11 protein-coding genes are annotated in these 14,495 nt (G+C 34.8%); 4 read left to right on the forward strand and 7 right to left on the reverse strand.

Annotated elements, in window-relative coordinates; all coding sequences use genetic code 11:
* Positions 1–11: 11 nt before the first annotated feature.
* On the reverse strand, positions 12–1,334 hold the full coding sequence (locus tag FLACOL7796_RS05210; protein WP_173969774.1) for a M16 family metallopeptidase: 1,323 nt from the start codon (positions 1,332–1,334) through the stop codon (positions 12–14).
* 273 nt (positions 1,335–1,607) lie between these two features.
* On the opposite strand from FLACOL7796_RS05210, the gene rplU reads away from it, so the two are divergent.
* The 3 genes from rplU to FLACOL7796_RS05225 all read left to right on the forward strand — a co-directional run bounded on the left by rplU (position 1,608) and on the right by FLACOL7796_RS05225 (position 4,040).
* The gene (gene rplU / locus FLACOL7796_RS05215) at positions 1,608–2,045 is read left to right on the forward strand and encodes a 50S ribosomal protein L21 (RefSeq protein ID WP_173969775.1); all 438 of its coding nucleotides are present in this window, start codon (positions 1,608–1,610) and stop codon (positions 2,043–2,045) included.
* Positions 2,046–2,069: 24 nt separating this feature from the next.
* Positions 2,070–2,330: a 50S ribosomal protein L27 gene (rpmA, locus tag FLACOL7796_RS05220; RefSeq protein WP_017497241.1), complete on the forward strand. Its 261-nt coding sequence runs from the start codon at positions 2,070–2,072 to the stop codon at positions 2,328–2,330.
* 426 nt (positions 2,331–2,756) lie between these two features.
* Positions 2,757–4,040, forward strand: a complete 1,284-nt coding sequence (locus FLACOL7796_RS05225; protein ID WP_232067298.1) for a hypothetical protein — start codon at positions 2,757–2,759, stop codon at positions 4,038–4,040.
* Between the two features lie 103 nt (positions 4,041–4,143).
* On the opposite strand, the gene FLACOL7796_RS05230 is transcribed toward FLACOL7796_RS05225, so the two are convergent.
* Together FLACOL7796_RS05230 and miaE are read right to left on the reverse strand one after the other, a co-directional pair.
* Positions 4,144–6,906 (reverse strand): AsmA-like C-terminal region-containing protein, encoded by a 2,763-nt coding sequence (locus FLACOL7796_RS05230; RefSeq protein ID WP_173969776.1) that lies wholly within the window; start codon positions 6,904–6,906, stop codon positions 4,144–4,146.
* Between the two features lie 39 nt (positions 6,907–6,945).
* Positions 6,946–7,527, reverse strand: a complete 582-nt coding sequence (miaE, locus tag FLACOL7796_RS05235; RefSeq protein WP_035685975.1) for a tRNA-(ms[2]io[6]A)-hydroxylase — start codon at positions 7,525–7,527, stop codon at positions 6,946–6,948.
* Between the two features lie 114 nt (positions 7,528–7,641).
* On the opposite strand from miaE, the gene FLACOL7796_RS05240 reads away from it, so the two are divergent.
* A complete protein-coding gene (locus FLACOL7796_RS05240; RefSeq protein ID WP_173969777.1) occupies positions 7,642–8,886 on the forward strand; it encodes a glycosyltransferase family 4 protein in 1,245 nt (414 codons plus the stop codon).
* Here FLACOL7796_RS05240 and FLACOL7796_RS05245 read toward each other — a convergent pair.
* The 4 genes from FLACOL7796_RS05245 to FLACOL7796_RS05260 all read right to left on the reverse strand — a co-directional run bounded on the left by FLACOL7796_RS05245 (position 8,883) and on the right by FLACOL7796_RS05260 (position 14,491).
* Positions 8,883–9,755 carry a helix-turn-helix domain-containing protein gene (locus tag FLACOL7796_RS05245; RefSeq protein ID WP_173969778.1) on the reverse strand — a complete coding sequence of 291 codons (873 nt, stop codon included), beginning with the start codon at positions 9,753–9,755 and terminating at the stop codon, positions 8,883–8,885. The two genes, FLACOL7796_RS05240 and FLACOL7796_RS05245, sit on opposite strands and share 4 nt — an antisense overlap.
* 78 nt (positions 9,756–9,833) lie before the next feature.
* Positions 9,834–10,385 carry a carboxymuconolactone decarboxylase family protein gene (locus FLACOL7796_RS05250; protein ID WP_173969779.1) on the reverse strand — a complete coding sequence of 184 codons (552 nt, stop codon included), beginning with the start codon at positions 10,383–10,385 and terminating at the stop codon, positions 9,834–9,836.
* Between the two features lie 476 nt (positions 10,386–10,861).
* Complete coding sequence (locus FLACOL7796_RS05255; RefSeq protein WP_173969780.1) at positions 10,862–12,709, reverse strand: hydrolase/aminopeptidase; 1,848 nt, start codon at positions 12,707–12,709, stop codon at positions 10,862–10,864.
* A gap of 135 nt (positions 12,710–12,844) precedes the next feature.
* Positions 12,845–14,491, reverse strand: a complete 1,647-nt coding sequence (locus FLACOL7796_RS05260; RefSeq protein WP_173969781.1) for a pyruvate dehydrogenase complex dihydrolipoamide acetyltransferase — start codon at positions 14,489–14,491, stop codon at positions 12,845–12,847.
* Positions 14,492–14,495: the final 4 nt, after the last annotated feature.

The following is a 14,495-nucleotide window of genomic DNA, read 5'->3' on the forward strand; positions in this document are numbered from 1 at the left end:
ATTCGATAAGCTTAGTTTTGAACTTTAGTTGAAGGAACGTAGTCTAAAATTAAACGCTGGTTAGGGTTTAAATACTTTTTAGCCACTTCTCTAATCTCTTCTCTGGTAATAGAGTGGTAAATGTCAATCTCAGTATTGATTAAATTTACATCTCCGTAAAGTAGGTAATAAGAAGCCAGATTTTCGGCGATTCCCTCTACGCTTGCGTTAGCGTTCACAAAATTATTGTCGAATTTGTTTTGTAGTTTTTCGTAATCTTTTTCAGAAATCAGGTCCGTCTGAATTTTTACAATTTCTTCGTCCATTTCTTTTAAAATGTCGGCTGTTGTATTAGGCGCCATTGGCAAGCCATATAAAATGTACATTCCGTAATCTTCCTGACTAAAACCTACCGCTCCAATTTGAAGCGCCATTTTTTTATCATCTACTATTTTCTTGTACAATTTTGAGCTTTTTCCGTCACTTAAATAAGAAGAAATCAAGTCTAAAACCCTTGCATCTCTTGTTTTCATCGAAGGAGTTCTGTAAGAAGCTACAATCATCGGGATCTGAATATTCGGATCTTCGTAAGTTGCTTTTATAGTCTGGTTGATAGGTTCTTCGACAAAAGTTTGTTTCTTAACTTCTTCACCACGCGGAATTGGAGCAAAATATTTCTGAATCCATTCTTTTGTTTTTGCTTTATCAAAATCTCCGGCAACAACTAAAACCGCATTGTTTGGCGTGTAGAATTTTTTATTAAAAGCCTGAAACTCTTCCAGCGTTGCAGCATCAAGATCTTTCATCGATCCGATAGTTGTCCAGCGATACGGATGATTTTTGAACATGTTCTTTTTAACTTCCGGCAAAATGTTTCCGTAAGGCTGATTGTCGTAACGCATTCTTTTTTCTTCCTTTACCACCTCATTTTGTGTTTCAACACCAATCTTGTTGATAATTGGGTGCATCAATCGCTCAGATTCCATCCATAGACCTAATTCTAAACTGTTTGATGGAAAAACTTCGTAGTAATACGTTCTGTCGTCAGAAGTATTGGCGTTGTTTACTCCGCCATTTGCAGTAACGATTTTCATCCATTCGCCGCGTTTTATATTTTGAGTTCCTTCAAATAATAAATGCTCAAAGAAATGCGCAAAACCAGTTCGGTCCGGGCGCTCGTCTTTTGATCCCACGTGGTACATTACCGAAGTAATCACAACGGGAGCCGATGGATCGTTGTGCAAAATAACATGCATGCCGTTATCTAAATTATATTCTTCAAAAGCTACCTTTTGAGCATGAGCCACTCCGCCGAGCATTAGTGCTGCACTTAACATCATTATTGATTTTTTCATAAAGATTAATAATTTTTATTTACCTATATATGTAGGTAGCCAAGAGTTGATTATCGTTACATCAAAATTAACTTTTTTTAATTATCAATTATGGGTTAGGGTCTGTTTTGGTGATACTTTAACAGTATTATACGGCTAAATGTTTCTTTTTAAGCCATGAAACGCCTTGAAAAACAGACTTTAAAACGAAATAAATATTTTTAGAATAAGAGATTGCACAGTAAATTATTAATTGTATATTTGCAACCTTAAAAATCAATAAATCAATTTGGTATGTATGCAATCGTAGAGATAGCAGGGCAACAATTCAAAGTAAGCAAAGACTTAAAGGTTTATGTTAACCGTTTGACTAATGAAGAAGGTTCAAAAGTTTCTTTTGACAAAGTTCTTTTATTAGACGATAATGGAAATGTAACTTTAGGCGCCCCAGCTATAGAAGGTGCTTCAGTAGAAGCTAAAGTGTTACAACACTTAAAAGGAGATAAAGTTATCGTTTTCAAAAAGAAAAGAAGAAAAGGATACAAAAAGAGAAATGGTCACAGACAATATCTTACTCAAATTGTAATTGAAGGTATTACTGCAGCTGGAGGAACTAAAAAAGCAGCAGCTAAGAAAGCAGTTGTGGCAGAAGAAGTAGCTACTGAAGAAGTAGAAGCTCCTAAAGCTAAAAAAGTAGCTCCAAAAGCAAAAAAAGAAGCTACTAAAGAATAATAACAATATTTAAACTCATACGTCATGGCTCACAAGAAAGGTGTCGGTAGTTCGAAGAATGGTAGAGAATCAGAATCAAAACGTCTAGGCGTTAAGATTTTTGGTGGACAAGCTGCTATTGCTGGGAACATCATCGTTAGACAAAGAGGTTCAAAACATAATCCAGGTGAAAACGTTTACATCAGTAAAGATCACACACTACACGCAAGAGTAGCTGGAGTTGTTAAGTTCCAAAAGAAAAAAGATAACAAATCTTATGTATCTATCCTTCCATTCGAAGCATAATCATTAGACTACTTATTACAAAACCCGTTCTGAAAAGAGCGGGTTTTTTATTTTTATGACTTAACCAGATAAGTTATATAAGAAAATTTAAGGTTGCTGTGTTTTGTTATTTGTTTAAAGTAGAGGTAATTGGGTTTGTTTTGAGCCAATTCAAAAACCTGTAGAGAGAAAAAAAAATTACCGCAAAGAACGCAAAGTTTTTAAATGTTAAGTTTAGCAAAACAAAAAACACAAAGTTCACAAAGCTTTGTGTGCTTTAATTGTGTAAACACGGCTTAAATCTTAGCGAACTCTGCGAATCCCGATGGCTATCGGGATTGCGCTCTTTGCGGTAAAAAAAATAGTGAGTTTTGTTTTTGTTATTGGAAATCGAAATTTTACCACAGTATTATTTGTATTTTTGATTGGATTAATACATTATAAGCCTTGAAAAAAATAGTATTCCTTTTATTTCTTTTCTGTACAAGCCTATTCGCAAAAGAAATTCATTCTGCTGAACAAGTAGTATCATTAAACGATTCTCAAAAAAAGATTTTATACGAGTTTGCTGTTCTTCAAAAAAGAGGCTCCGACGCTAATACTTATTGGCAGCAACATAAGAATCAGTTTTCTGCAATTAATGATTCGGTAAGAGATCAATTGGCGAATGAAATTTATGCTAATTCTCATATCGTTTACACTCCTGTAAAAGATTCTGCGATTCAATTGTGGATGCAGACACAAACGTTAACTAATTGGATGTTGTATTTGGCCGCCTTTACTGCAATATGTGCTATAATAGGTTTGTTGCGCAATTATTGGAGTTCGCTTATTGATATTCTTATCAGGCAATTTGAGCCATTATTCAGATTTTTATTCTCGGCAATTTTAGTAACCTACGAATTATTCTTTCTCGGAATCATCTTTGTTATTGGCGGATGTTATATAGAAGAAATGACCTTGCGTACCGTAATAATCCATGTAGGTTTGTTTTTGTTGTGGAGTCAGTCTACGGCAATTTTTACTCAGAAATATTTAGTGAAGAAATACATTTTTGAAATACGAAACACTTTCTGGGGAAGCAATAAGTGGGAAGTAGTAAAAACAATTTGTCTTCCTGCTATTATTGTTACGATTGCTCTTTTGTATGTGTTGTATAAGATTCCGGAGGATGTATTATACAATTATGAAATTGTTGTATCTGGAATGGCAGTACTTTGTGCTTTGCCTTTCTGGCGTATATTAGACAAGTATTTTAGCCGAATTCTTATTCCGTACAAAGATACTTATATCGAAAGAAGTATTTATTCGCTTGCAGCCTGTGTTGTCTTGGCAATTGCTATTGATGGCTTTTTTATAATACAAAACAATCCGCTTTTTTCTTATGTTGTAATCGCTTTGACAAGTTTGCTGATTATCTCATTTTTGATTTTATCACTTAAGGAGAATTTCAAACGCAATTATAAAAATTACTATTATATACAAATCATTACCATTCTCTTTCTTGTATCAGTATTGTTGTATAGTTTTCATATTCATTCCGCCCAGATTATTTGGGCATCTTTAGTAGGAACAAGTATTTATATCATTATCAAATTTTGGGAGATTTTGTTTCTTTTCACGCGCTGGAAGAGAAGCAGAACTACTACATGGGGATTTTTAGGAATGGCTGTTTTATTATGGTTGTTAGCGAAAGGTATTTTGTATGTTTCGGCAATGTTGTATGTGTAGGTTGAAATGACAAGATTGCGAAAAAAAAACCTTTGTCAAAGTTTTAAACTTTGACAAAGGCATATATCAGTAATTGGGATTTTAAATTTAAGAAGTTGAAATTTTAATTCTCAGTATCCTTAGTCTCTTCAAGATCTTCTGTTTTACGGCCCACTTTTACTTTAGGACTATTCTGTGTTCCTGTAACGGTTAGCGGAATACCAAAAATACCAAAAGGAGGTAAGCCTAAACGCATTTTTAAGTTCAGTTTTCCGTCAAGGCTTGTTGTGCCTTCGATTCTTGGCCTGAAGCCTGCAAACTTAAATTTAAAACGTTCTACAGTGATGATATTATTTTTGATTGTAGTTTTAATGTCTACTTTCGATAAATCAGGATTCTTTATAGATTCAGTATTGGTTTCTTTGCTTACGGCACTAAACATTTTTAATCCTCGCACTTTCACATCTTTTATAGAAAGTATTCCGCCACCCACAAGCGATGGATAAACGGGATCCATGTTACCATTTAAACGACCTTTTAACTGGTAATCTACAGAAACAATTCCTTGTGCTTTTTCGGCAGCGCTGGCCATTTTTCTGAATACTTCAATTTCGTTGTAAGCTTTTTTAATATCAAAATCAGCCGCTTTAATAGCGTATTCAAAATTGGCTTTTTTAGGAGTTACAGCCTGATATGTTGCGTTCATGCTAACTTTGCAGCCAATCAGGTCAAAACCGGTATTCTGCATGCTCAGTTTGCCTTTGTTCATATTTAAATTTCCAACTGCATTTTGAAGATTTAATTTATCAAAATTTACTTTTTGGGCATTAGCAACAAATTGCAAATTCAAATTGGTCGGAATAATAATTACGCCGGTTTGTTTTGCTTCTATTGAAGTTGGCGCAGGAGCTTCGGTTTTAGTTTGTGTTACAGAAGTATTTGCAGGGGTGCTCGACATAAATTCATCAACATTGATGTATCTTGACGTAACTTTAAAAGAACCTCTTAAAACGCCTGTATTTGTAGTTACATAATTAAAAACATTCTGCAAATAACCATTCATCTTAAAATCTGATTGACCGTAAGCAGCCAAAAAGTTATTAAAAGACATTTTATCCTGATTGATCTTAAATATTCCTTCTTTGATAATGAATTTTTTTGGCAAATATTCTGATGCAATACCAATGTTTCTTAGTTCAAGCGTTCCTTTGTTGTAAAGTTTACTATAGCGTCCTTTTTCGGCATCGCTTTGTTTGCCTTTCAAAACTAAATCAGCTTTTACGAAACCATCTAAATCAAGTCCTTTTTGAGAGAAAACTTTATAGATTTTGTTTACATCAAGTTCACCTTTTGCTTTAATATCATAAGCCAGATCATCAAAATTACTCAAATCAGCCTCTACAAAAACAGGTTTTCCTTCAAAAGTAAACTGAGTAGGTTTTAAGCTCACTTTTAAAGCATCAAAAGTTCCTTTCTGATTCTCAATTTTAGATTTTATCGTAATATTTGTGATCGGATTTGGGTAATATGGAGTTTTTAAATATCCGTTTTCTAAATCGATAACGCCATTTGTAACCGGTAAAAGTTTCTTTTTTAGATCGAATTTTCCGTTTGCTTTTACATCTCCGGCCAAACTTCCTTTTAAAACAATATTCGGAATTCCGAGCGCTTTCATTAATTTTTCAAGATCAATTTTAGCTTTAAAATCAGCATCGATATTTGGAGTATTGATGCCTTCAACATAAAATTTAGACTTTAAATAATCCTTGTTAATGTTTAAAGATACATTTTTAGCATCAACAATAACAAGATCCGGATTTAACGACGGAACCTTTGTTTTTATGTCTAAGTTTAAATTAGAAACCGGAAAAGCACTTTTGTTATAATTCACAAAACCGCTATCGATTTTTACATCCAGATTAAGATCCGGCGCTATATTTTTTGATGCAATATAATCTCCTTTTAGTGTTAAAAGTAAATTGGTATTTCCTTTTAATTCAGTTTTAGAAAGCCATGTAATGTATTTTGGAGGGAAAGCAGTAAAAACATCATTCAGTTTACTATTATCAGATTTAATAACAAAATCCATGTTGTAACCATCTTTCAGGAAATCAAATTTTCCTTTAAAATCGACCAAAAGCTGATTGATTTTTAAGTTGTTTTGCTGAAAGAAAAAAGACAACGAATTTACATTTACTTTTGTGATCAGATCCGCATCAATTTTCTTGTTCATTAAATACGGTTCGCCTTCGTAAACAATATTTAGTTTCTCGATTTTAGCTTTCGAATACAAGTCAAAAACAGCTTTATTTAAATCTCCTTTTCCTAAATAATTAAAACCAAAAGCATCAAAATGAACTTTTGTCGATAAATCGTCATAGATTATTTTACTGTTCAAAATCTCAATTCGTTCCAGTTTTAAAGCCGTATCAGTACTGTCTTTAGCATCTGAAGCTTGCGCAGAAGATTTGTAAACGTTGTAATTTGCCTCTCCTTTTGGGTTTACTTTTATATTGATAAACGAATCAGATAAGTAAATCTGATCAATTTTTACTTCCTTGCTAAAAACTAAACTCGCCACATTTATTCCAAAAGAAACCTCTTTTGCAGTGATGAATTTTTCGCTTGTATAAGGCGCAGATCCGTTAAGGCTTAAATCATTTAAGGTTAACGTAAGCGAAGGAAAATGATGGAAAAACGAAACCGAAACATCAGAATAATTCAATTCTGCGCTCAGTCTTTCGTTTGCTGTTTTTTTAATTTGCTCCTTAATTTTATCGGCAAAAACAATAGGAGTCAAAAACAATAATCCTATAATAACGACAAAAGTTATTCCAAGATATTTTGCTATTTTTAATAAAATCGACTTCGTTTTATTCGTAGACATAACAAATTGTGGTATTTATAGGTAAGATTAAATTGAATATTATCCGTGAACAGTTTCGCTTTTACCATAATTGGTAATAATAGAACCTTCGTATTCAATCCATTCTTTCCAGCGTTTATCGATATCTATATTGTCTGTATATTTTCGTGCAAATCCTAAAAATGTTGTATAATGTCCCGCTTCAGAAATCATTAAATCACGATAGAATTTAGCTAATTCTTCGTCTTTAATATTCTCTGATAATACTTTAAAACGTTCGCAGCTTCTCGCTTCGATCATAGCCGAAAACAACAAACGATCGCAAAGTGCATCTTTTCTGCTTCCGTCTTTTTTCATGAATTTAAAAAGTTCGTTTACATAATGATCTTTTCTTTCGCGTCCCAAAGTTAAACCTCTTTTTTTGATAATGTCGTGAACCATTTGCAAATGCTCTAATTCTTCTCTCGCAATTACAAGCATTTCAGTAACTAATTCTTCTAACTCAGAATTGTAAGTTACTAAACTAATGGCGTTTGAAGCTGCTTTTTGCTCACACCAGGCATGATCTGTCAGTATTTCTTCGATATTCGACTCGACTATATTTACCCAACGAGGGTCTGTGGCTAATTTTAATCCTAACATAATTTTATTGAAAAAAAGTATTCTGCAAAATTAGTCATTTTTATCACTGAAATTTAGGAAATATCGTGTAAATACGCTCAAAAAAGCATTATTTTGTAGCTTGAAACGATATAAATGAATCAGATAAAAAAACTTTTAATCATTGGCCCCGTTTGGCCTGAACCAAATTCATCTGCAGCGGGCGGAAGAATGATGCAATTGATCTCTGTTTTTAAGCAAAATGGATTTGAAATTACATTTGCAAGCGCGGCTTTAGACAGTGATTTTATGGTCGATTTATCTGAATTTGGAGTAAAGAAAGTTTCAATAGAACTCAATAATGCTAGTTTTGACGATTTTGTAATCGAATTAAATCCGGATGTTGTTTTATTTGATCGTTATACGATCGAAGAACAATATGGCTGGCGGGTATCTGAAAATTGCCCTAAAGCAATTCGTTTATTAGATACCGAAGATTTGCATTGTTTGAGAGCGGCAAGAGAAAAAGCGTTTAAAGAAAAAAGGACTTTTGAGCTTCATGATTTATTGTCTGAAGATATTACAAAACGTGAAATTGCCAGTATTTTAAGATGCGATCTTTCTTTTATAATTTCTGAATTTGAAATGAAATTACTGAAAGATCTTTTTAAAATAGACGCTGCTTTGTTGCATTATCTTCCTTTTTTAGTAGATGAAATGTCAGAAGAAGATCTTTTGAAATTACCATCATTTGAAGAACGAAAAAACTTTGTGTTCATAGGGAATTTTATTCATGAACCCAATTGGAATACCGTGCAGTACTTAAAAGAAACCATTTGGCCAATAATAAAAAAACAATTTCCGGAAGCGGTTTTAGAGGTTTATGGCGCTTATCCTTCGCAAAAAGTATTGCAATTGCATCAGCCTAAAAACGGTTTTTTTATTATGGGAAGAGCAGCTGATGCCAATGAAATTGTAAAAAAAGCACGTGTAGTTCTCGCGCCAATTCGTTTTGGAGCAGGTTTAAAAGGAAAATTATTAGAAGCCATGCAATGCGGAACGCCAAGTGTAACTTCGACAATTGGTTCTGAAGCGATGCATGCCAATTTACCATGGAATGGTTTTGTAACGGATGATGTTGAATTGTTTGCAAAAAAAGCGGTTGAATTGTATCACGACGAAAACCTTTGGAAACAATCTCAAAAAAATGGAGTTGCAATTGTCAACGAATGTTATCAATTGAGTAAATATTCTACAGCATTAATAGCAGCAGTTAATTCATTATTAAATGATTTTGAAAGTCATCGTTTGCATAATTTTATGGGAAGTTTGTTGCAGCATCATGCTTATAAAAGTACCATGTATATGTCAAAATGGATTGAAGCTAAAAATAAAAATTAATTTACCATTTTTCCAAATCCTACAGTTTCACGATACAATTGTGGCGAAACATCAGCATTCGTTTTAAAAAATCGGCTAAAATAATGTTCGTCGTCATAACCCAGTTCGTACGCGATTTCTTTAATCGTTTTATTGGTCATGTACAATTCTCTTTTCGCTTCAATAATAATTCTTTCGGCGATTAAATCAGTAAGCGTTTTGTTGAAATAATTTTTCGATAATTTAGCTAAGGCTTTCGCCGAAATATTTAGCATTTCTGCATAATGTCCCGCAGAATGTTTGGTTTTAAAATGCACTTCAATAGCATCTTTTAAATCCTGAAGAATAAAAGGTTCTTTACTGTCAGGAACTGCTTTCATTTCTTCTAATTGCTCGTTTTTAAGCCTTGATGCAGTAATTAAAAATATCTTTAAATAAGAAATTAATAACTCATATTGCGCCAATTCTGCATTTTGAATCTCAGTTTTCATCTGGTCTAAAACCATTTTAAAAGTAGCAGCAGCTTCGCTTGTAATTCGTGTAAAAGGCGGTTGATATACATTATTAAACAAAACACCATTACATGAAACCTCTTTTTGATGGTAATGAATGCAGTAAAAATCAGGGTGAAAATGAATCGCAATTCCTTCAATTGGCTCGCTTACGCAAAGCATGAAAGGCTGATAAGGCGAAAAGGCGAGGAGTGAGTTTTCTTCAAAATGATGTTCGGCAAAATCAGCTTTTACTTTGCCTTTTCCTTTCGTTACCCAAATTAAAGAGAAATAATTATTGCGTTGCAAATGATCAAAATGGCTGTTGTCATCAAACGGAAGCAGTTTGAAAGCGAGATTTCCGGTTTGCGGATTAATTAAAGTAAAAACATTGCTCATATTTTGTGCGTTTTTAAAATATAAAGATAGTTATGAAATGAATTCACAACTATCTTTATAATTCGTTTTTTGTCTGAATTATTTTTGAAGTTCTAAACTTGCAACCTCCGGGAAATCGATTTGAGTATTTGCAGTATTATTAAAATAGTTCGTTAAAACATTCAAAGCTACATGCGCTACAATTTCTGCAATTTCGGCTTCTGAAGCTCCGGCATTTTTAATAGCCTGAACATCTTCGTTGCTTACCAAGCCATTTTTGCGAACTAATGTTTTAGCAAATTGTAGAATCGCTTCCGTTTTTGCGTCAGCAGAATTTCCTGTTCTCGCATCGTGCAAAACCTGTGCATCTGCTTTTAATAATTTTCCGCCAATAAAAGTGTGGGCAGCTACGCAATAGTCACATGAATTGCTTTCAGAAACTGTCAAGGCTAATAATTCGCCAGTTTTCGCACTTAATTTTCCGTGGCTTAAAGCGCCGCTTAAATTTAAATATCCTTCAAGAACCGCCGGAGAATTTCCCATTGTTCTCATCATGTTAGGTACAACGCCTAATTTAGCCTGTACAGCGTTGAATAAATCTTTAGTTTTTCCTGTTGCTTCTTCTGGGTTTAATGCTGTTAATCGTGTCATTGTATTTAATTTTTTATGTTAATTATTAGTTGTTGTCTTTTGACATTACAAAGGTGCGACGATTACAGAATCTGGAACATGGAGGATTTACGCTATGTGATGGACAATTTTCCCTGAGTTGTTTTTTTAGGAGCTAATCCCGCTATCCGTTACAATCTTTTGTGGCGAACCCCGCCACAAAAGGATTTTCACTTCTATCGGGGCTAGGGCAGTTGTTTTCATAAGAGTGTTTTCGTTTGTTTAGTCATTGCGAGGAACGAAGCAATCACATGCGGGTGCTTTGTTTGTTATTGATGATTGCGTTTGTTGTTAGTATGATTGCTTCGTTCTTCGCGATGATAAATAAGAATAAAAAAATCCCCAATTACAATTTGTAACTGGGGATTTTTTAGTTTACAATCGCAGTCTTCGGCCAGATCGTAAGCTGAAAACTGAGACTGCGACCGTAAACTGCGACTATAAACTGCGACTGAAAACTATTTCAAAACACCTTCAACTGCCTGAACAGTTGTAGCATGATAACCTGATTTTGCTTTGTCGAAAATTTTGTTTGCCCAAACTTTTCCTTCCGGAGTTTTTGCCATTTCTTTATAAAGCATCATTACTGATCCGGTTCTGCTGCTTCCAATTAAAAATTGTTCAATTGCAGGATTGGCGGCTTTGTATTGGTGGCTGATTGCCTGAACAAACCATTGACGTTTAATGATGAAATTACCGCCATTGGTAAAGTTAAATTCTTTATCGATCGCTTCCATTTCTTTTGCTGTAATATCAGCTGGAAGATGGTCTATAAAATGCTGTTTTTCGGCTGTTGTAGTGATTTTTTTGCTTAAACCTGCAACGCCCGTTTCTCTCCAGCTTTTTTGAATTTTATCAATTGCATCAAAATCAGCAGAGCTTACAGGAGTAATATTTGAGGGAATTCCAGGTTTGTAAATCCAGTCTTCTGCTTTTATTTTATCTGCAAGTGCTTTGTCTCCTTTTATAAGATTCTCGTTGTAGTATTTAAGAAAATCTTCTGTTGTGATAGATTTAAAGGCGTGTGCATCGAAATAATTTTTAATAAAAACGTCAAACTTTTCACGTCCAACAGCATTTTCTATTACTCTTAAAAAAGCATATCCTTTTACGTATGGAATCATGCTGATTCCGTCATCAGGATTTCTTCCTGTCAGGCTCACTTTTAATCTTGTGTCTGGACTTGTATCTCCATATTCCGCTACATTATCAACTAATTCTTTACGTGTAATAACGTTTTGCATTTCAAATTCTTTCTCTCCAAAAATGGCTTCGCCAATGCGGTGTTCTACATAAGTGGTAAAACCTTCGTTTAACCAAATATCATCCCAGGTTGCGTTTGTAACTAAGTTTCCGCTCCAGCTGTGACCTAATTCGTGCGCTAATAAACTAGTTAAAGAACGATCTCCTGCAATTACTCCCGGAGTAAGGAAAGTTAAGTTAGGATTTTCCATTCCTCCGTAAGGGAAACTTGGAGGTAAAACCAAAACATCGTAACGTCCCCAACGGTAAGGTCCGTAAAGTTTTTCGGCAGCTACAACCATTTTTCCAAGTTCAGCAAATTCCCAAGCCGATTTTTTTAGCATCGATGGTTCTGCATAAACTCCGGTTCTGTTATCAATAGATTGAAATTCAAGATCTCCAACGGCAATTGCCATTAAATAAGAAGGAATTGCTTTGTCTTGTTTAAAAGTATAAACTCCTGTATCGTTTTTCTTCTGAGGATTTACAGCACTCATTACAGCTAATAAATCTTTAGGAACTGTAACTTTTGCATTATACGTAAAACGAATTCCCGGAGAATCCTGACACGGGATCCAGGTACGAGACCAAACGCTTTCTCCCTGAGAAAATAAGAAAGGTTTCTTTTTGTCTGCAGTTTGTTCTGGTTTTAGCCATTGTAATGCAACGGCATCTTTAGTGGTGCTGTAGTAAATGTTTACTTTAGTAGTAGTAGGTTCGATGGTAATGTGAAGTGGTTTTCCGTGAAATTCCACGTCTTTTCCAAGCTCAAATTTAGTCTCTTTTTCATCATCACCTAAAGTTACTTTTGTAATGTTAAGTGTGTTTTCGTCAAAGATAATTTCGTTTCCTTTGCTTGCGTTGTCAATTAACCAGGAAGCTTTTCCTGAAATAGTTTGAGTATCAAAGTCAACTTTTATATCCAGATCTAAATGTTTTACAACAGCAAGTTCTGGTTTAGAATAACTGTGTTCGTCTGTAACAGCAGCGGTTTTTTCGATTTGTTCCTTTTTCTGGCAGGCTATTACTGTCAGGAATAAAGTGGCAAGGATTAGTTTTTTCATTTTATGAAGAATTGAATTAGTGGAGGAAAATTAAACAAAAAATCCCGTTTTGAATAAACAAAACGGGATTTTATATAAATAACCTTAAGCTTCGCTCAAAATGATCTTTTGATTTCGCTCAGGATAAACATCAAATTATGCCAACATTGTAACCGGGCTTTCGATGTATTGTTTTAATGTTTGTAAGAATTGAGCGCCAGTTGCACCGTCAATTGTTCTGTGGTCGCACGCTAATGATAACATCATTGTGTTTCCTACTACAATCTGACCGTTTTTAACTACTGGTTTCTCAACAATTGCACCTACAGAAAGGATAGCAGAGTTTGGTTGGTTGATAATTGAATTGAATTCAGTGATACCAAACATTCCAAGGTTAGATACTGTAAAAGTACTTCCTTCCATTTCTTGTGGTCCAAGTTTTTTGTTTTTAGCTCTTCCGGCAAGATCTCTTACTGAAGCGCCAATTTGAGATAAACTCATAGCATCTGTAAATTTCAATACAGGAACTACTAATCCGTCTTCAACAGCTACGGCAACACCAATGTTAACGTGGTGGTTGATGATGATAGCATCTTCTTTCCACTGAGAGTTAATTTTTGGATGTTTTTTCAATGCTAAAGCACAAGCTTTAATTACCATATCGTTAAAAGATACTTTTGTATCCGGAACAGTATTGATTGTCGCTCTTGAAGCCATAGCTTCGTCCATGCTTACTTCGATCACTAAGTTGTAGTGAGGTGCAGTAAATAATGACTCAGCAAGACGTTTAGCGATAATTTTACGCATTTGAGAGTTTTTGATCTCTTCGGTGAAAACTTCTCCGGCAGGAACAAATACTTTTGGCGCAGCAGGAGCAGCAGTTTCAGCTTTTGGTGCAGCAGCAGTTGCTGTTGCAGCTGGTTGCGCTTGTGCAGATGGAGTAAAGTTTTCGATATCGCTTTTTACGATACGTCCGTTTTCTCCAGAACCTTTAACCTGATTCAATTGGATTCCTTTGTCAGAAGCGATTTTTTTCGCTAATGGCGAAGCTAAAATTCTTCCGTTTGAAGTTTCAGCAACAGCTTCTGTAGCTTTTTCAGCAGCAGGAGCAGCTTTTTCTTCAGTTGCAGGAGCACTTGCAGTTGTAGTTCCTCCAGCAGTATAATTGTCAGCAATTCCAGAAATATCAGTTCCGGCAGGTCCGATAATAGCTAATAAACTATCAACAGGAGCCGTGTTTCCTTCCTGAATTCCGATGTATAATAATGTTCCTTCGTTGAAAGACTCAAACTCCATAGTAGCTTTGTCAGTTTCAATTTCAGCAAGAATATCACCTTCAGCAACAGCATCACCTACTTTTTTCAACCATGTTGCTACAGTTCCTTCTGTCATTGTATCACTCAAACGTGGCATAGTTACTACTACAACACCTTTTGGTAATTCAGTTGCAGCTTTTGCAGGAGCAGCAGTTTCTGTTTTTGCTTCAGCAGCAGGAGCAGCATCCGCTTTTGGAGCTTCTGCAGCAGGAGCGTCACCACCAGCTAAAAGAGCAGAAATATCTTCTCCTTCGTTACCAATGATTGCTAATAATGAATCAACTGGAGCAGTTTCTCCAGCCTGAATTCCGATATGTAAAAGAGTTCCTTCGTTGAAAGACTCAAATTCCATTGTTGCTTTATCTGTTTCAATTTCAGCAAGGATATCTCCTTCGCTAATTTTGTCGCCTACTTTTTTTAACCAAGTCGCTACCGTTCCTTCCGTCATAGTATCGCTCAAACGAGGCATTGTTACTTTTATGGCCATAATA

The sequence above is a fragment of the Flavobacterium bizetiae genome, from assembly GCF_902804475.1.
Lineage (GTDB): Bacteria > Bacteroidota > Bacteroidia > Flavobacteriales > Flavobacteriaceae > Flavobacterium > Flavobacterium bizetiae.